Raw genomic sequence first — 18377 nt, 5'->3', positions numbered from 1 at the left:
GTGGATCGCATTTTGATCGAAGCGCTAAAGGTAGATACCGTAATTGGTGTCTACGATTGGGAGCGCACCATTCAACAGTCGTTAAGCCTGGATCTTACGCTGGCAACCGATATCCGCCCGGCTGCCGCAACGGATGATTTAAGCCTGACCCTGGACTACGCGGCCATTTGCCAGCGGATCCAGCGTTTTGCCGATGCGCATCAGTTCGCTCTGGTGGAAACCTTTGCCGAGCGCCTGGCGGAATGTTTGCGACACGAATTCCCGATTTCCTGGCTACGCTTAAGAGTACGCAAGCCCGGCGCCGTGCCCCAGGCGGCCAGCGTCGGTCTTGAAATCACGCGTGGCGAGTTACCGACCGCCAAGGAGTAACCATGAGTCTGGTTACCGTCAGTTTAGGCAGCAACATCGAGCCTGTTCGTCATATTCGTCTGTGTCTGGATGCACTCTTTGACACCTTTGGCCCATTGCAGATCTCCCGGGTGTTTGAAAGCGAGCCGGTTGGCTTTAGCGGCGGCCGCAACTTTTATAACCTGGTGGTGGCTTTTGAAAGCGACCGCTCCCCGGGCGAGCTTCAGGCCTGGGCCAAGGCGCTTGAAGTCATTCATGGCCGCAAGCCCGATACGCTCAAGTACAGCCCCCGGGCGCTGGATATCGACCTGCTAACGGTCGGCGATCTTTGCGGCGTGGTCGATGATATTGCCCTACCCCGCGCTGAAATCATCGACAACGCGTTTGTCCTGCAGCCGCTGGCCGAATTGCTTCCCGATGAACGGCACCCGGCCTGCGATACGCCCTACGCCACGCTCTGGAACAACTTCTCACTGGGCAGCCAACGTCTCTGGCCAGTTGATTTTACCTGGGGTAACGCTTGGCTATCCCGGGCGGAGGTCTTGCCCTACAAGGCAGTAGCGCGATAGTCAGGCGCTTTCAAGCGCATTCACCACCGCAAGCCTGCGCTGCTCACGCAGCGCCTCCCCAAGCGCCGCTCCCTGAAAACCCTGTTCAATGATCGCTTGCGGACTAACCGCGCGTGCGCTATTCCAGGCGGCCTCCAAGGCAGCGACTTTTTCGTCAGCCACTTCTGCGACCAATACCAGCTGAGCATCCACCTGAGTGGGCTTGCGCCAGCCATCCAGGCGTTCCAGCCAGTGCAGTACCGACACAGCGTCCATGGACGCCTTTACTAGCTCCAGGGTTAATGCCACATGGCGCGCCAGCTGGGCAACGGCATTGGGTAGCCGCAAGCGCTGGGCCAGTGTCTCGCGAGCCGTATCATCCAGCGCGCAAACCAACAGTGCATAGCGCCAGTGGGCAAGCGGCGCCTGACTTTGAGCAGGAGCATATTTCAATGATGTCAGACTTTGGGATAGCGCTTCACCGCTAAGCTCAGGGAACCAGACACTCAACGCCTGGCACTCGGCAAGGGTTGTGAAATACACCGCAGGGCTTGGTTCGCCCAGCGCCTTTTCCGTCTCAACCCATACACGCTCGGCAGCCAAGTGCTCAAGCTCGCCACTCTGGCTTACCTTGGTCATCAAGGCCACGGTTTCGAGAGCAATGGAAAACCCCAAAGGTGCGTAGCGGGCTAGAAACCGTGCCGTGCGCAGCACGCGCAGCGGGTCTTCACTGAACGCTGAGGAAATATGTCTCAGCACGCGTTTTTCGATATCGCCCCGGCCGTCAAAAGGATCAACCAACTGACCATCGGCTCCTTGGGCGATAGCGTTGACAGTAAGATCGCGGCGCAGCAGATCCTCCTCCAACGTGACATCCGGGCTTGCGTGCACCTCAAACCCTGAATAGCCATGGCCTGACTTACGCTCGGTACGCGCCAGGGCGTACTCTTCAGCGGAATCCGGATGCAAAAACACGGGAAAGTCGCGCCCGACAGGCTTGAAGCCTCGCTGCCGCATGACATCGGGTGTTGCGCCTACCACGACCCAATCGTTGTCGTACACCGGCCAACCCAACAGTGCATCGCGCACCGCACCCCCCACACGGTATACATTAAGCCCCGCAGTGCGAGGATCCTCTGGCTTAGCCACTAGCGCTTCTCCCGCTGCTGGCTGGGCACGCTGATCCGCTCATGAGTATCCAGGTTAAGCGCAGTTAACGCGCCACCCCATACGCAGCCGGTATCTAGCGCCTCGGCACGCACCTGGGTACCAGGAGTTCGGCCCTCAAGCGCCGCCCAATGGCCAAACAGCAGTCTTGGATTATCCTCACGGGCGTATTGAAACCAGGGGGCAAACCCTTCTGGCGCGCTTTCAAGCCCTTCTTTAGCGTCGAACTCCAAGCGCCCCTGGCCATCAATAAAGCGCATGCGTGCCATGGCATTGACTATAAACCGTAGTCGATCCATCCCTTCAAGCTCCTCGCGCCAGCGGTCAGGCTGGTTGCCGAACAGCTTCGTCAAAAAATGTCCTGACTGCTCGCTTGCCAGGGCCTGCTCGACTTCACGGCTATAGGCGATGGCCTGGTCAACGCTCCACTGGGGCAGTAGCCCGGCGTGGGTCATGAGGGTTCTATCCTGTTTCACGGCAAGCGGCTGACACTGCAACCAGTCCAGAAGCCGCTCACGGTCAGGAGCGGCTAAAATCCCATCCAAGGTATCGTGGCGTTTTTGTTTGCCGCCGCCACGCGCTACTACCAGCAGGTGAAAGTCGTGATTGCCCAGCACGCAGCGCACCGCACTGCCTAACGCTTCTGCTTCGCGCAGGCACTCAAGCGAGCCAGAGCCGCGATTGATCACATCGCCCACTAGCCACAGGGTGTCATTGGTGGGATTAAAATGCAGCGCCTCAAGCAGTGCCATAAATTCAGCGTAACAGCCGTGCAGGTCGCCAATCGCGTAGGTACTCATGTGCAAAGCCTTATATGAAAATAAACGATACTGACCATAAAAAATCGTACATTGTGAGATGCCATGCAGTACCCACTGGATTGCGCTGGTGGGATAGACAAACATGAACCAATATAAATTAAGCCTAATGGATCTAAGCGCTTTTGCCTTAGACAAGACAGGTAACAATCAGCGAAGTAAAACACTCGCGACGATCAAGGACAATACAACCATTATGACGTCTACCTACACGCGGCGCAGGCTTTTAAAAACCGCTACCTTTGCGGGCATAGGCATGGCGTTAGTGCCGTTTACCACCTTGTTGCCCAATGCTCATGCCACGCGCCAACCCCTCGCAGCCCAGGCTAAAAAGCCTACCGTGATGGTGGGTGGCTGGCTTCTACGTGCGAGTGACCGCTGATGTACGTGCCTTTCGAGACGCTCAGCGAGCTGGGCGATACGGTCGATGTGTGCGTAATTGGCAGCGGTGCGGCGGGCGTTTCTATCGCGGTGACGCTTTCCCACCTGGGGCACCGCGTACTCATGTGCGAAGGGGGCGATGAAATCTTCAGTGAGCGCTCTCAGGATAGCTATCGCGGTGAGGTGGAAGGCGATACATATATTCCTCTGGAAGTCAGTCGGCTTCGTCACTTAGGCGGCTCTACCAACCACTGGGGCGGCGTTTGTCGCTCGCTTGATACTTATGATTTTACCGCCAAGTCTGCTGCCCCCGAGACCGCCTGGCCAATCAACAATGACGATTTATCGCCTTACTTTACGGCCGCCGCCGAGCTGCTCGACCTGGACCCGATTGCGGCCGATGAGCCCATCGAGGGGGCAGAATTTCAGCGTATCCATTATTCCTTGGGAACACCGGTTCGCGTCCAGCATAAGTACGCTGATGCGATCAGCGAATCCGAACACCTGCTGTGCTGCCTGACCGCCAACCTGCTTGGCCTTGAAACCGAAAACGGCCATGTTACCCGCGCAACGTTTGGCAACTATACTGGCGAGCAACACCAGGTGCGCGCCCGTTACTTTGTACTGGCCTGCGGTGGTATCGAAAACTCTCGTTTACTGCTCTGGTGTAACCAGCAGGCCAATGGGCAATTGATTCCCCATGCGGATAAGCTGGGACGCTACTGGATGGAGCACCCTCACGCGACGGTAGGTCAGGCTCTAATATTCGAGCCCGAAGCGCTGGGTCTGGATGAGACCTATAACGTATTTCTTTCGCCTAGCGAGCAGGCCCTTGAACGCCGGAAGATGCTCAACTGTGGTTTGCGATTACACCGCATGAACGCTGAGGCTTCTCAAGCTTTAATAGAGGAATTAAGCACCCAGGCCCCTACACTTGGCGAGCAGATCAGGGCGTGGCAGGCCGATGGCCGAGTCATCCACGGCGCCATGCTAAGGGCCGCGTGGGAGCAGGAACCCCGCTTTGAGAACCGTGTGGAACTCTCTGAAGAGCTGGATTCGCTGGGCATTCCGCGCAGCCGGCTGGTATGGACACAGTCAGCGCTTGATCGCCATACCATTCGCGAGAGTTTAATGCTGCTGGGCGAATACTTGCTTGAAGAGAATATTGGACGTGTACAGCTGGCCGACTGGCTGGCGGCTCTGCCCGTCACGATACCCACCGACGGCGAGCTTGCCGGTCGGCATCATATGGGTGGAACCCGCATGAGTCATCGCCCTGAAGAAGGTATCGTTAATACCGACTGCCGGCTCTTCGCCCAGGCGAATATGTACGTAGCGGGCTCAAGTGTGTTTGCAAGTGCGGGGCACGCCAACCCTACCCTGACGATTGTTCAGCTGGCGCTTCGCCTGTGCGATCACCTGGAACAACGCTTAGCCTAGGTTTCAAAAGCCGTGCTCAGTGCAGCTGGCACGGCACGGCTAATCGAAAAGGCGTCACCGGCACTTCAAAGGCGCGCTGACTATAGGTATTCAGCAACGTATAGGCGCCTTCCATCACCCCCACGGGCGTTTGTAAAATAGCCCGGCTGGTATAACGAAAGCGTTGGCCGGGACCAATCAGCGGCTGCTGACCAACGACCCCCTTGCCACGCACTTCCTGGCTATCGCCACTACCCTGGGTAATCTTCCAGTAGCGCGCCATTAGCTGAACGCTATGCGGGCTCTGGTTATGTACCGTTATGGTGTAGCTAAAGACATAGCGTGACTCCGCATCGCTGGACTCTGACGCTTGGTACTCAGGCGACACGCTGACTTCAATGGCTAAACCACTCACCCGTTGTCACTCCCTTCAGCGCCTGCCGCATCATCCACCCCAACCTGGTTGGCGATGGCCACGTACTCTGCAACCGTCAGCGTCTGCGGGCGGCGGGTCGGGTCGATCCCCAGGGCTTCAAGCGTCTCAGGACTAACGCGACCCTTAAAGTTATTGCGCAGGGTTTTGCGCCGCTGACCAAAGGCCAGCTTCACTAGCTCGAACAGAAGCGCCGGATCGTCTGCAACATGGGGCAAGGTGGCGTGCGGGGTCAGGCGCACAATGGCAGAATCCACTTTGGGACGCGGCACAAACGCCTCGGGCGGCACGATAAACAGCTGATCAACCTGGCAGTAGTACTGGGCCATCACCGATAACCGCCCCCAATCAGTGCCACCCGGCTGAGCCGCAAGCCGCTCCACTACCTCTTTTTGCAGCATGAAATGCATATCAGCGACGGCATTACCCGCGGTCAGCAGATGCACAATCAATGGCGTTGAGATGTTATAGGGCAGGTTACCCACCACGCGCAGCGCCGGGCCATCACCTTTCAAGGCCGCGAAATCAAACTTGAGCGCGTCCCCTTCATGAATCACGAATTCTGGATAATTGAAAAACTGCACCCGCAAGCCAGGAATCAGATCGCGGTCCAGCTCAATCACCTCCAGCGCCCCGGCCGCTTCCAGCAGGGGTCCGGTTAATGCCCCCTGGCCTGGGCCGATTTCAACGAGACGATCCCCTTCCCGCGGCCCGATGGAGCGCACAATACGCGAGATAATCCCCAAATCGCGGAGAAAGTTTTGACCGAAGCGTTTGCGAGCACGGTGCTGCTGGGGCACTTGAGACATCTAACAGGGTTCCTTGGAGGTTTTTTCAGTCGTGGAGCATGTAAAACGAATGGAACAATATAGGACAAGGCATACAAAACCTAGCTAGCGGCACGGGCTCGCTGATTGGCAAGACGGCGGGCGAGCGATAGGGCAACGTTCAGGCTGCCGGGGTCTGCCACGCCCTTGCCCGCCAAATCAATCGCGGTACCATGGTCTACCGAGGTACGTACGAGCGGCAAGCCCAGCGTGATATTAGCCGCCTGGCCAAAACCTGCATACTTGAGCACTGCCAGCCCCTGGTCATGATACATCGCCAGCACCGCATCCACACCCGCCAGGTGGCGCGGCGTAAAAAGCGTATCGGCAGGCAGCGGCCCGTGAATGTCCATTCCTTCGGCGCGCAGTGCATCAAGGGCTGGTGTAATGACCTCAAGCTCTTCGCGGCCAAGGTGGCCGTCTTCACCGGCATGGGGGTTTAAACCACACACCGCAATCCGCGGTGAGGCAATACCAAACTGACGCGTCAGGTCGGCGGACAGCAGACGGCTAATATGCGTGACCCGTTCAAAGGTAATAGCATCAGCAACCTGGCGTAGCGGCAGATGCGTGGTCACCAGCGCCACGCGCAGATCACCAGTGCCCTGCCAATGGGGGTTGCCGGCATGCAGCGCTTTATCTGTTGCCAGCATCATGACCACATCATCCACGCCGCAGGCGTCGCGCAGCCACTCGGTATGCCCGGTAAAGTCTGGGTAACCACCTTCAATAATCACGCCCTTATGCAGTGGAGCCGTCACGATAGCGGCCGCCTGCCCAGTCTGGCAGGCGTTAACCGCAAGCTTAAGCGTTGCCAGCACATAGCCTGCGTTGGCCGGGTTAAGCACGCCAGGCATGGCAGGCTCTTTGAGCGCGACCGGCCATACGGGAAGCTTGCCGACCGCAGCCTTTACCTCTTGACCCGGGCGAGTTTCCAGCAGCGCTACCGCAAGGCCAAGCGCTGCGGCCCGCTGGCGCAGCATATCAACATCGCCGATTGCCACCGTCTGCTCAGGTAGCTGCCCTTGGGCCGCCAGCATCAATACCAGCTCAGGACCGATACCGGCGGGTTCACCGGTGGTTATCAGCAGCGGCAGGTCAGTACTGGATGTCATTAGAGCCGAATATCCACAAAGGCTTCCGAGCGGATTTCTTGCTGCCAGGTTTGCAGCTCTTCATTGGCGCGGCGCTGGAAGATAGCCTGACGTATCTGCTCACGACGGCTCTCTTCGGTCACGTTCTGGCGTCGGCGCTCTTCCACTTCGATCACGTGATAGCCAAACTGCGAACGCACCGGCTCAGAGATTTGATTGGCGCCCAGTGACTGCATGGCTTCTTCAAAGGCTGGCACGGTCTGGCCGGGGCGCACCCAACCAAGCTCGCCGCCGTTAAGGGCGCTGCCACTGTCATCGCTAAATTCACGCGCCACGGAGGCAAAATCAGCACCTTGCTGCAAGCGCTGGCGCGCCTCTTGGGCACGCGCACGGGCCTGGTCTTCGCTACGTGTGGGGTTGAGTTCTACCAGAATATGACGGGCGCGAATCTCTTCAACAAATGATTGGTCGCCATTCTGGCTCCCCTGCTGGTCCAGCACGCGCTGAACATCGCGGTCGCTTACCGAAATGCGTTGGCTTATCTGGCGTTGCTGTACCTGACGCATCAGCATCTCACGACGAATATCTTCGCGCACATCGGCAAGCGTCATGCCGTCACTTTCCACCGCATCCGCGAACTGCTCCAAGGTCATGTTGTTGGATTCAGCGATGGTACGCAGCTGGCGGTTAAGCTCGGTATCATCAATGGTTAGGTTGGCGCGCCGCGCCAGCTGCAGCTGGACCTCGTCCATTACCATGCGCTCAAGCACCTGAGCCTCAAGCGTTGCACGCGGCGGCAGCGAGCCGCCCTGCGCCTGAGCCTGCTGCTCTATCTGCGCCATGCGGCCGTTGAGTTCGCTGCGCATGATGACGTTGTCGTTGACTACGGCCACAACGCTATCAATAGGCTGACGCTGGGTAGACGCATAATTTTGCGCCTGGGATACCAGCGGAGTCATGAAAGCGCCTGCACCAATGCAAAGGGCCATGACACCCGTGGCCGACACTTTCTTTGCTTGGGCTAGCAACGTATTTCTGGTCTTCATAAAAGGTCTCTTTCAGTCGCCATTCAACAACGTCGTTACAGGGGAGTAGGACGATAGCCGGGAATGGTCCGTTCAAAATAGCTGTCGGCCTGCTGGCCAATGCCACCTAAGCCACGGAATACAAAACGTAAAAACAGCCCGCGATCGTTGAAATCATCTTCAATGCGCGCCGTGTCGTTATCATCTACCCACTCACGCCAAACAAGCTGCACGCCGTAGCAGCAGTCGTTCCATTGCAACCCAGCCAATTGCTCAAGCGACCGGTCATTGGTTTGATCGTGCAGATAACGGCCAATCAAATCAATACTGGGACTGGCTTTCCAGGCAAACGACAGATCCCACTCTTCGCGGCTGTAATTACGAAAGCTGTCATCGCCCGGCACTACGTCAGGATCAAACCCTTCGATCTCCCAGCGGTAACCAAGGTTCACTACATGGCCTTCCGGATGGCGATAACGCAGGTCAACGCTTGAGCGTTCGGTCTGCTCGCGGTGGTCATCGTATAGCCACTCGTAGCCGGTACTCCAGCGATCATTGATCTGCCAGTCCAGCCGGGTAACCAGAGGCGAGCGGTCGCGTGTGGCCTGGTAGTAGCGCTGCGGGTTAACGTTAGGGTCCTCTTCGGGGCTTGCGGGTAACGTGTCAGGGTCCCCTTCACTGTCAATACGCCGCTCGGCAAAATAGACGCTTTGACCAACACCAAACGTCAAGCGTTCCCGCCCGTTGCTGTCTTCAATCAAGCGTGACTGTACACCCAGCGACACACGGTTAAGATCGCCCACCCGGTCAGCCCCGGAAAAGCGGTGAGGCGACCATAGCTGGTCCCAGGAAAAGGCGCGCTCGCGGCTATCAAAGTCGGGCAACTGCGTCTGATTGGTACGCGGTACGTAAGCGTAGTTAAGGCGTGGCTCCAGGGTTTGTTGGTAATCCCGATTGCCAAGCTCCAGCTCGCGCTCAAACACCAAACCACTATCCACTGACGTCACCGCGACGCTACGTGTTGGCGAGGTGCCACGATCAGTTTCCCGCTCGCCGTAATCAAGCTCATAGGCGGTATACCAAAGCTCGGTACGCGGCTCGATGTACCCCCAGGACTCCTCTCCACGCCAACCCAACGCTGGGGTCAGGTGCAGTCGACTACCTGTTGCGGCTTCTCGTTCCGGCACGCGCCGCTCATCCACATCACGCCAGAAATAGGTCGCGTTGGAGCGCCATTCGCTATAGAGCCCGTGACCTAGCTGCCAGTTGGAGTTCGCGGTCAGGCTGGGCAGGCGATAAAACGGCTTGTCGGTGTCATTAAGCGGGTCTTCAAGGCGCTGAAAACCCTGCGCCCGTGCATCAAGCTGCCAGCGCTCGCCCCGGTAATCCACCTGGGCCATACGCTCCATGCTCGTGCGGTCGCTGTCGCCAAACTCGCCGCCAAAATCATCGAAGTAGCGGCCGTCGCTAGCGGCGCCGTAACGCAAGTTGTAGTTGCTGCGGCTATTCACCCGGCCGGCATGCTGGGCATCGATATACCAGCGCTCTTCACCGGCAAAGCGGTTATCGTTATTGGAGTTGCCGTCATCACTGCTCAGGTAGCCACCTTCCACGGTACCCGCACTATCGTCCAGCAGGTAACGGTATTCGCCATTGAGCAGCAGGCCGCGATCCGTCATCCAGCGTGGGGTGATCGTGGCATCGTGATTGGGGGCGATGTTCCAGTAAAATGGCTGGGCGTAATCAATTCCGTCGGTTGAAAACCCGATCGCTGGCGACAGCAGCCCAGTATGGCGCGCGTCATCAATGGGAAAGCGCAGCCATGGCCAGTAAAAGATAGGCACATCTTTTACCTGTAAGCGGGCGTGGCGTGCGGTGCCAAACCCCGACTCTTGGTTAAGCCGTATATCACTGCTAACCAGTTGCCAGGTGTTTGCACCAGGGTCACAGGTCGTGAAGGTGGCATCGTGCAGGCGATACCGCGCCTCACCTATTTGCTCAAGCTGGCTTGCCTGGCCACGCAAATGTTCTTCATACAGCACATAATGACTATTGCGGATAGTGGCCCGGTCTTCGTTGAGCATTAGCGTGGCGTTGTCTCCACGCAGCAAAGCCTGACCGTCACGCAGCACCAAATTGCCCTCGGCATCGACCTGCTGACGATCGGCAGGCAAAAAGATTCGCTCGGCCTCAAGCTCGGTATTTCCACGCCGCAGTACCACATCACCCCTTAAAAGCGCTTCACCATCAGCGGCGTAATCCGCTTCCCGGGTCTCAACCGACAGGGTTTCCGGGTTCTGCTCTACAGGCAGCCGGTAGCCGGGCATGACATATCGCCCGCGGCATAATTGTTGCGATGCTTCGCTCTGCTCCCAGGGCTGCCAATCAAGTGCCTCGGGGGGCAACGTTTGATCCTGAGCCACTGCCGTGAACGAGGCCCCAGCAAGCAAACTGCCCATCAGCGTATGCGCAACTGGTGAGGTGCGCGTAAATCGCTTGCCCATGTTCATTATCCTTGGCATCCAGAATAGGTATTATACAGCCCGCATGATGCCCGACCAGCAAGGAGCTTGCATGTCCTCTTTACGGATTGATGCCCTCACCCGATGGGCCGCTGAACAACATCGCCTGAATCAGGCCAATATCACTCTCTCCCCGGCAGGCGGCGACGCCAGTTTTCGGCGTTATTTTCGTTTAACGCTTCCAGACGGTCACACGCAAATTGTGATGGATGCCCCACCCGCCCAGGAGGACTCTTCCTCGTTCGTTGCCATCGGCAACCGCTGGTACGCCGCCGGTTTACCTGTACCCAAGATCCATGCCACCAATCTGAAGGATGGCTTTTTACTGCTCGACGACCTGGGCAGCACGCCCCTGCAGGACCGGTTCACCGATGAAGCCTCAGTGATCAGCTACCACGAAAAAGCGCTGGCCTTGATTGCCGAATTACAAAACCGGGCGAGCCCGGCGGCGCTGCCTGACTATGATGCACCGTTACTTACGCGTGAGCTCGACCTTTTTCCTGAATGGTGCCTGCAACAGTGGCTGGCGCTGCCCGTTCCCCAAAGCTGGGAGGTGCTTCGCGCAGCGCTTGTTCAATCAGCGCTCACTCAGCCTACGGTAAGCGTACACCGTGATTTTGATGCCATGAACCTCATGGTTAATCATGAGCAACTTTACATGATCGACTTTCAGGACGCCGTGGCAGGCCCCATCAGCTACGACGTTATTTCTCTATTGCGTGGCCGATACTGGCGGTTTAGCAATGAGCAGTTTACCCATCTTGTCGGCATTTTTCATGATAAGGCGCGTCGCGATGGGCGGTTATCGGCCGCTCTCCCCTTTGATGCTTTTATCACTCAGTGCCATGCCATGGCAGCCCAGCGCTCGCTCAAGGTGCTGGGGATTTTCTGCCGCTTGACCCTTCGCGATCACAAGCAGGGCTATTTGGAGCGCTTGCCGCACTTCATAGATCATCTTGAGGATAGCCTGGCCGCCCTGCCGGAACATGCAGACTTTGCAGACTGGGTGAGCACCACCCTGCGCCCGGCCATTGCTCAACGTCTGGAAGATACCCCATGAAAGCGATGATTCTGGCCGCCGGGCTAGGCAAGCGAATGCGCCCCTTGACCGATCACTGCCCCAAACCGTTACTTGCCGTCGCGGGCAAGCCCTTGATTGTGCATCACCTTGAGCGGCTTGTGCGTGCTGGCATTAGCGAGGTGGTAATTAACGTAAGCTACCGTGCCGAGCAAATTGTCGAGGCACTGGGCGATGGCAGCACGTATGGCCTGCGCATTCACTATAGCCACGAGCCGACGCCGCTTGAAACGGGGGGTGGCATTCAAAAAGCCCTTCCCATGCTAGGCGACCAGCCCTTTTTGCTGGTCAATGGTGACATCTGGAGTGATTACTTGCCCGCCCGCGCCCTGCTGAAAGACGATGATCTGGCGCATCTAGTGCTGGTGAGTAACCCCGAGCATCATCCGGAAGGCGATTTTGCCTTGAATCAGGGGCGGGTGAGCACGCAAGGTACGCCGCGACTGACCTTTGCCGGGGTCAGCATCATTCATCCGGCTCTACTCGCCGGCAAACCTAGCGGCGCCTTTGCCCTGGCACCGCTTCTCAAACAGGCCATGGGCGCGCAGCGCGTAAGTGGCGAGCATTTTACCGGCCACTGGGTGGACGTAGGCACACCCGAGCGTTTGACAGCGCTGGAGAGTTTGCTAACCCATAGCCGTTAAAGAGGACGAATAGCCGGGCATTCAGACGTGCGCCCTGGCAAAGAGATGTTATGCTGCGCGACTTACCTATCGTCGCCTAGATAAGGAGAGCCACGTGAAAGCAAAGGTAAAATGGACGGATGGTCGTCAGTTTATCGCCGAGTCGGGTAGCGGGCACAGCGTTGTGATCGATGGCCCACCCGATCATGGCGGTCGAAATACCGGGCCTCGTCCCATGGAAATGCTGCTCATGGGCATGGGTAGCTGCACGGCGTTTGATATCCTCAATATTCTCGATAAAGCGCGCGCGGATGTCACCGACTGCGTGGCTGAACTTGATGCTCAGCGTGCTGATGAAGTGCCTGCAGTGTTTACCAAGATTCACGTGCACTTTGTGGTGACAGGCCGGGCGTTAAAAGAGAAGCAGGTCGCGCGTGCGGTAGAACTATCCGCAGAAAAATACTGCAGTGCGTCTATCATGCTCGTAAAAGGCGGCGTTGATATTACGCACTCCTATGAGATTGTAGAAGCTTGAAGCAGAACGACAGCGCCACTGCGTTTGCTCTTATGGTGTACTGCACACCGTACGTAAAAAAAATGCTCTGCCGGGATGCATACCCTGCCCCGGCCGGGCATAATACGCCTCCTTGCGTTACCCCTTACTGCCCTGTCCGCGCTTTTACAAAGCGAGCTTCACGCATGGCAGTAGGTTCTTTCTCGGTTCCGACGCTGGCTCGTCGGGGTATCTTCATCTGCCATAGGGAGGTTCGGACATGACAGATAATCTCCGACTCCACGGGTTCAATAACCTGACCAGCTCGCTGAGCTTTAATATTTACGACATCTGCTACGCCAAAACCGAAGAGCAGCGTACCGCTTATATCGACTATATCGATGAGCTTTACAATGCCGAGCGGTTGACGCAAATTTTAAAGGATGTCACCAATATTATCGGCGCGCATGTACTGAATATTGCCCGTCAAGATTATGAACCTCACGGGGCTAGCGTCACCATTCTCATTGCTGAACATGAGCTTGATGACGCCAATCCTGAGAAAACGGAGCCAGGCCCTGGCCCGCTGCCTGAAACCGTGGTTGCTCACTTGGATAAGAGCCATGTCACCGTACATAGCTACCCGGAATCGCACCCTGACAACGGCATCAGCACCTTCCGCCTGGATATTGACGTGTCAACGTGCGGTCATATCAGCCCGTTGAAAGCGCTGAACTACCTGATCCACAGCTTTGATTCTGACATCGTCACCATGGATTACCGCGTGCGTGGTTTTACCCGCGATGTGGATGGCAAAAAACTGTTCATTGATCACGATATTGCCTCGATCCAGGATTACCTGGCAGAAGATACCAAGCAGGCGTATCAGATGATGGATGTGAACGTGTATCAGGACAACATGTTCCACACCAAGATGCTGCTCAAGGATTTCGAGCTCGACAATTACCTGTTCGGCACGTCGCGTCGCGATATCACGTTTGAAGAAGCACGCGATATCGAAAGCCGTCTGCGTAAGGAAATGCTGGAAATCTTCTATTCGCGCAATCTGGACTAATCGCTTAGTCAAGTAGACGTAAAAAAGCCGACGCTAGTCGGCTTTTTTGATTAACGATCCAGCGCGATTAGTCACAAGGTCTCGAGCAACCAGCGCGCGAGAGTATTCACCCCCACTAATAAAATCCCTTTTCCCCTTCAGGGCGGGTTTTAAAGCGTCGGTGTAGCCAGAGATACTGCTCAGGATGCTTGCGAATGGCACGCTCGATAAACTGATTAATCCGAGTGGCATCGTCAACCTCATCGCCACTGGGAAAGTTTTCAAACGCGGGCAAACACTCGATAGTATAGGAACGGTTATCCGGGTTGCGGTGAAACATTAGCGGTACGACCGGCGCCCCGGTCATTCGGGCAATCTTGGCGGTCAAGCGAATCGTTGCTGCCTGTTGGCCAAATAGCGGCGCAAACACGCTGACATCGCGACCAAAGTCCTGATCGGGCGAATACCAGACAATATGCCCGGCCTTGATACGCCGCACCACGCCTCGCAAATCATGCCGGTCAATCGCCTGACCAAAAATGCGCGAGCGGGCACGCGTCATGAAGCGCTCGAAAAGCGGGTTATTGTGCGGTCGATAGACCACGTCTGCAGGAAAGAACAAAGAGTGCAGCGCACCACCCAAATCAAGCGTTGAGAAATGAATCCCTACCACCAGCACGCCCTTGCCCTGTGCCTTGGCATGAGCCAGATGCTCTTGGCCATGGTACGCCACCCGATGGCGAAACCCTTCAGCACTGCGACACCAGCCGGTGGCGGTTTCAACCAGGCCGATACCGTTGGCGATAAAGGTATCTTTCACCAACTTTTGCTGCTCATCAGCGCTTTTTTCAGGGAAGCAGAGTGCCAGGTTCGTGGCGGTAATATGGCGTCGACGCTTGGCAAACCGCCAGGCAAGCAGGCCAATCACCTTGCCTACCCAGAGTTTTAATCCCCAGGGCAACCAGGCCGCCACGTACATGGCGCCAATGGCAAGCCAGGTGCCCCAGTAACGCGGATGAGCAAAGGAACGTGGATAACGTGTTTTCGACATGCCTAACACCTAAACTGTGGCGCTTGATAGTGCCGGGGTACGCGTGGCAATACGCCGGTTAACAGGGTGTAGCTAATCGTGTCGCAGTAGCGTGCCACTTCATCGACCGATAGCACAGCCCCATTGCTGGCAGCTCCCCAAAGCACCACCTCACTGCCAATGGCAGCGCTCTGGATATCGGTCACATCGACCGTCAGCATATCCATTGATACCTTGCCAGCGATGGCGCAGCGCTGCCCATTGACCAGCACCGGTGTGCCATCTACTGCGTGGCGGTCATAGCCATCACCATAGCCTGCGGCGACTACCGCAATACGTGAACGACGCTTGGCATGCCAACGCCCTCCATAACCGACCGGCTCGCCTTCGCTTAGCTCGCGCAGGGCAATAATTTCCGAGCGCAGGCTCATCACCGGACGTAACTGACGGGTAGTATCATTGGCCACTTCCAGAGGATCGCTACCGTAGAGCATTACACCTGGGCGGTTCCAGTCACCATGGGCATCGGGCCAGGCAAGCGTGGCGGGAGAATTGGCTAAGCAAAGCGGCGCACCCAGTGTCTTGGCCAGCGTCTGCAACGCTTGCATCTGCTGCGTAAAGTAACGCCCATCGCTGGCGTCAGCAGTGGCGAAGTGGCTCATTAAATGCAATGCAGCGACTTGGGGGGCGTTGTCAAGACGTTGCCAGACAGCGGACGCTTCTTTTACCTCAAACCCCAGCCGGTGCATGCCCGAATCAACCTTTAACCATACTGGAATCGGCTGCTGAGGTGAAAAGGCCAACAACGCATCTACCTGCCATGCACTATGCACGGCGACCCAGAATTGGTGATGGTCTACCAGCGGCAGCTCAGCAGCGCTGAATATGCCTTCCAGCAGCACAATCGGCTTGGTGATACCGCCTTCACGCAAGGCGAGCGCTTCTTCGATACAGGCAACACCAAACGCGGGCACCTGACTTTCAAGCGCCTGGGCACATGCCACGGCACCGTGGCCGTAAGCATTGGCCTTGATCACCGCTAACGAGCGGCTTTGCGGTGCACACTGGCATGCTAATTGATAGTTGTGACGCAGCGCGTCTAAATCGATATGGGCCACTAGGGGGCGCATCACATCTCTCGCTTATCGGTAATAAATCAGCATCATTACTTGCCCTAACAACAACGCACCGAGCATAAACTCGGTGCGTTGAAATCGTGCTTGTGGGTCGGTCGTGTTGGCTAGCTTTCGAAAATAGCCTCAAGCGATAGGCCCTGTTTCTCAAGGGATCGGCGCAATTTCTTTAACGCCTCTACCTGGATTTGACGCACACGCTCACGCGTCAGGCCGATTTCCGCACCCACTTCTTCAAGGGTAGCGGCTTCGTGACCGCGTAATCCGAAGCGGCGCACGACCACTTCACGTTGCTTGTCACTCAGCTCATCCAGCCAGAGATCAACGTGCTCACGCACGTCACCATCCACCAAGCAACCTTCAGGGCCTTGCACTTCATCATCGGCCAGGGTATCGATCAGCGGCTTATCGCTCTCTCCGCCCATAGGATAATCAACCGAGGAGACGCGTTCGTTTAAGCCCAGCATTTTCTTGACGGTATCGACCGGCTTGTCGAGATGCTCGGCAATCTCTTCAGCGGTTGCTTCGTGGTCAAGCTTCTGGGTCAGCTCACGCGCGGCACGTAGATAAATATTAAGCTCTTTAACCACATGAATCGGCAGACGAATGGTGCGCGTCTGGTTCATCAGGGCGCGTTCAATGGTCTGGCGAATCCACCACGTCGCGTAAGTTGAAAAGCGGAACCCCCGCTCAGGGTCGAACTTTTCAACTGCACGAATAAGCCCCAGATTACCCTCTTCAATCAGATCCAGCAGCGTTAGGCCCCGGTTAAGGTAGCGCCGTGCAATCTTGACCACCAAACGCAGGTTGGACTCGATCATTCGAGAACGACCCAGCGGGTCTCCCTTGCGCGCCAAGCGGCCGTAATAAACTTCTTCTTCAGGCGTTAGTAGTGGCGAAAATCCTATTTCGTTGAGGTAAATTTGTGTGGCATCCAGGCTCTGGGTCGACTGTCGATCCTCGCGCCCTAATGCTTTTTCAAAGGCATCCTCTTCCACTGCAGTATCATCAGCGTCATCCAACGCTTCTTCGGCAGCATCCAGGTCAACCTCCTGTAGATCCTTCTCCAGCATACTCATGGTCTTACCCCCGTAGTATCGCCTGCCCGCCTTTCTAAAAAATAAAGGTAGTCACACCCAGTGTGCGTTGTACCGTTATTATTGTGTCGTACCGTTATTGTTATTGGCTTGAACCCGCTATTTAAACGCTGATTCAAGAAAGCTTGCTACTATTCCTTTGTCGCGTAGCGCCTTTTACCTAGCAATGCCGTCTGGTTAACGTGAGGGCAGATAGGTCAAGGGATCCTGAGGCTGGCCATCGCGGCGCACCTCAAAATGCAGCCTGACATTTTCTGCATCACTATTGCCCATGGTGGCAATGACTTCACCTGCTTCGACAACATCGTTCTCACTCACGTTTAAACTGTCATTGTGAGCGTAAGCACTCAAGAACTGATCATTATGCTTGAGAAGAATGAGGTTACCATAGCCGCGTACGCCACTACCTGCATAAACAACGATACCCGGGCCAGCCGCTTTAACAGGTTGACCTTTTTGTCCAGCGATATCAATACCTGCGGTAATTGAGTCGCCTTCTCCAAACTTGCCAGTCACCTGACCATCGGTAGGCCACTGCCAGTTGATTGTATCGGCAGGTGTGAACGTGCGCGAGGAACGGTCTGTTTGAGCAGGCGGTTCGGCAGCAGGTATCTCGGCCTGCGCAACAGCTTGTTCCTCGGGCTCCTGTGCAGGCTGGGCCGCTGGTTCGGGTTCTGGTTCGGGCTCAGCCGTTGGCGCAGGCGTCGGTGTAGGCGTACTTGTCTCGGCAACCGCGACTTCAGCGACGGGCTCCTCAATCGGACGACTGTTAGAAGCCACTTCCTGGGCGCTGGCCACTGCTTGGCTACTGGCACGCTCGCTCGCCTGACGCTCACCACTGAGTCGCTGACTACGCTCAATCGCGGATTCATCGGGCAGTAGCCAATCAAGCTCCTGGTCATTGCTTGCCACAGCAGTTGCCTGGGGGTTTAGCCCGGTAGCCACCACACCGCGGGATTCAGTGCGGGCATTATTCTGAGGCACAACATCCTGAGATGGCGCATTAGCGGCTGCCCCCTCACGCAAGGCAATCGTTTGCCCAGGTTGGATTTGATACGGCGCATCAATATTGTTCATTGCCGCCAGCTGGCGGTAATCCAGATTATGCTGCCAGGCAATACCATAAAGTGTATCGCCCGCCTTCACCGTATATTGGGGCGAGTTTTCCACCGCACGGCGTGCTTCGCTCAAATCACGTATTTGTGGGGTGTTGTGCTGTTGATTGGCACACCCGCTAATTGCCAACACCAACGCTGACATTATGAAGATTTTACGCATGCAAACCCT

The 18377-nt window shown here is 56.6% G+C and carries 19 protein-coding genes; 8 read left to right on the top strand and 11 right to left on the bottom strand.

All coding sequences use genetic code 11. The annotated features are described in order from the left end of the window. On the top strand, positions 1 to 369 hold the full coding sequence (gene folB, locus ELY25_RS10240) for a dihydroneopterin aldolase (protein ID WP_126951189.1): 369 nt from the start codon (positions 1 to 3) through the stop codon (positions 367 to 369). A gap of 2 nt (positions 370 to 371) precedes the next feature. Continuing rightward, complete coding sequence (gene folK / locus ELY25_RS10235; RefSeq protein ID WP_126951188.1) at positions 372 to 917, top strand: 2-amino-4-hydroxy-6-hydroxymethyldihydropteridine diphosphokinase; 546 nt, start codon at positions 372 to 374, stop codon at positions 915 to 917. Here the strand turns inward: folK and ELY25_RS10230 are convergent, their stop codons facing one another. After that, positions 918 to 2045 (bottom strand): tRNA nucleotidyltransferase/poly(A) polymerase-related protein, encoded by a 1128-nt coding sequence (locus ELY25_RS10230; RefSeq protein ID WP_236995696.1) that lies wholly within the window; start codon positions 2043 to 2045, stop codon positions 918 to 920. Next, complete coding sequence (locus ELY25_RS10225) at positions 2045 to 2863, bottom strand: symmetrical bis(5'-nucleosyl)-tetraphosphatase (protein ID WP_126951187.1); 819 nt, start codon at positions 2861 to 2863, stop codon at positions 2045 to 2047. Before ELY25_RS10225 ends, ELY25_RS10230 begins: the two co-directional genes overlap by 1 nt. A gap of 103 nt (positions 2864 to 2966) precedes the next feature. Here ELY25_RS10225 and ELY25_RS18015 point away from each other — a divergent pair, with 103 nt between their 5' ends. Together ELY25_RS18015 and ELY25_RS10215 are read left to right on the top strand one after the other, a co-directional pair. Further along, positions 2967 to 3263, top strand: a complete 297-nt coding sequence (locus ELY25_RS18015) for a hypothetical protein (RefSeq protein ID WP_236995695.1) — start codon at positions 2967 to 2969, stop codon at positions 3261 to 3263. Beyond that, complete coding sequence (locus tag ELY25_RS10215; RefSeq protein WP_126951185.1) at positions 3263 to 4702, top strand: FAD-dependent oxidoreductase; 1440 nt, start codon at positions 3263 to 3265, stop codon at positions 4700 to 4702. Before ELY25_RS18015 ends, ELY25_RS10215 begins: the two co-directional genes overlap by 1 nt. Before the next feature lie 16 nt (positions 4703 to 4718). Here ELY25_RS10215 and apaG read toward each other — a convergent pair whose 3' ends face one another. From apaG to ELY25_RS10190, 5 genes are all read right to left on the bottom strand, one after another. Further along, positions 4719 to 5096 carry a Co2+/Mg2+ efflux protein ApaG gene (gene apaG, locus ELY25_RS10210; protein WP_126951184.1) on the bottom strand — a complete coding sequence of 126 codons (378 nt, stop codon included), beginning with the start codon at positions 5094 to 5096 and terminating at the stop codon, positions 4719 to 4721. Further along, the gene (gene rsmA, locus ELY25_RS10205; protein ID WP_126951183.1) at positions 5093 to 5923 is read right to left on the bottom strand and encodes a 16S rRNA (adenine(1518)-N(6)/adenine(1519)-N(6))-dimethyltransferase RsmA; all 831 of its coding nucleotides are present in this window, start codon (positions 5921 to 5923) and stop codon (positions 5093 to 5095) included. The genes apaG and rsmA overlap by 4 nt, the downstream gene beginning before the upstream one ends. Positions 5924 to 6003: 80 nt before the next feature. Further along, a complete protein-coding gene (pdxA, locus tag ELY25_RS10200; protein ID WP_126951182.1) occupies positions 6004 to 7056 on the bottom strand; it encodes a 4-hydroxythreonine-4-phosphate dehydrogenase PdxA in 1053 nt (350 codons plus the stop codon). Further along, complete coding sequence (locus tag ELY25_RS10195) at positions 7056 to 8081, bottom strand: peptidylprolyl isomerase (RefSeq protein ID WP_126951181.1); 1026 nt, start codon at positions 8079 to 8081, stop codon at positions 7056 to 7058. Before ELY25_RS10195 ends, pdxA begins: the two co-directional genes overlap by 1 nt. 35 nt (positions 8082 to 8116) lie before the next feature. Further along, a complete protein-coding gene (locus ELY25_RS10190; protein WP_126951180.1) occupies positions 8117 to 10564 on the bottom strand; it encodes an LPS-assembly protein LptD in 2448 nt (815 codons plus the stop codon). Between the two features lie 70 nt (positions 10565 to 10634). Here ELY25_RS10190 and ELY25_RS10185 point away from each other — a divergent pair, with 70 nt between their 5' ends. From ELY25_RS10185 to speD, 4 genes are all read left to right on the top strand, one after another. Beyond that, positions 10635 to 11642 carry an aminoglycoside phosphotransferase family protein gene (locus ELY25_RS10185; protein ID WP_126951179.1) on the top strand — a complete coding sequence of 336 codons (1008 nt, stop codon included), beginning with the start codon at positions 10635 to 10637 and terminating at the stop codon, positions 11640 to 11642. Beyond that, positions 11639 to 12304 (top strand): N-acetylmuramate alpha-1-phosphate uridylyltransferase MurU, encoded by a 666-nt coding sequence (gene murU / locus ELY25_RS10180; protein WP_126951178.1) that lies wholly within the window; start codon positions 11639 to 11641, stop codon positions 12302 to 12304. The genes ELY25_RS10185 and murU overlap by 4 nt, the downstream gene beginning before the upstream one ends. Before the next feature lie 94 nt (positions 12305 to 12398). Beyond that, entirely contained in the window at positions 12399 to 12818 is a 420-nt protein-coding gene (locus tag ELY25_RS10175) for an OsmC family protein (RefSeq protein WP_126951177.1), read from the top strand. Between the two features lie 238 nt (positions 12819 to 13056). Next, complete coding sequence (speD, locus tag ELY25_RS10170; RefSeq protein WP_126951176.1) at positions 13057 to 13851, top strand: adenosylmethionine decarboxylase; 795 nt, start codon at positions 13057 to 13059, stop codon at positions 13849 to 13851. A 115-nt stretch (positions 13852 to 13966) separates the two neighbouring features. Here the strand turns inward: speD and lpxL are convergent, their stop codons facing one another. The 4 genes from lpxL to ELY25_RS10150 form a co-directional block, all read right to left on the bottom strand. After that, positions 13967 to 14881, bottom strand: coding sequence for an LpxL/LpxP family Kdo(2)-lipid IV(A) lauroyl/palmitoleoyl acyltransferase (gene lpxL, locus ELY25_RS10165; protein WP_126951175.1), 915 nt, complete (start codon positions 14879 to 14881; stop codon positions 13967 to 13969). 2 nt (positions 14882 to 14883) lie between these two features. Then, the gene (gene alr / locus ELY25_RS10160; RefSeq protein WP_126951174.1) at positions 14884 to 15990 is read right to left on the bottom strand and encodes an alanine racemase; all 1107 of its coding nucleotides are present in this window, start codon (positions 15988 to 15990) and stop codon (positions 14884 to 14886) included. A 110-nt stretch (positions 15991 to 16100) separates the two neighbouring features. Beyond that, positions 16101 to 17072: an RNA polymerase sigma factor RpoS gene (rpoS, locus tag ELY25_RS10155; protein ID WP_126951173.1), complete on the bottom strand. Its 972-nt coding sequence runs from the start codon at positions 17070 to 17072 to the stop codon at positions 16101 to 16103. A 195-nt stretch (positions 17073 to 17267) separates the two neighbouring features. After that, a complete protein-coding gene (locus ELY25_RS10150; protein WP_126951172.1) occupies positions 17268 to 18368 on the bottom strand; it encodes a peptidoglycan DD-metalloendopeptidase family protein in 1101 nt (366 codons plus the stop codon). Between the last annotated feature and the right edge of the window lie 9 nt (positions 18369 to 18377).

Source organism: Vreelandella populi, assembly GCF_003989825.1.
Lineage (GTDB): Bacteria > Pseudomonadota > Gammaproteobacteria > Pseudomonadales > Halomonadaceae > Vreelandella > Vreelandella populi.
The sequence above is the reverse complement of the archived record's forward strand: the minus strand, read 5'-3'. Positions and strand labels throughout refer to the sequence as shown.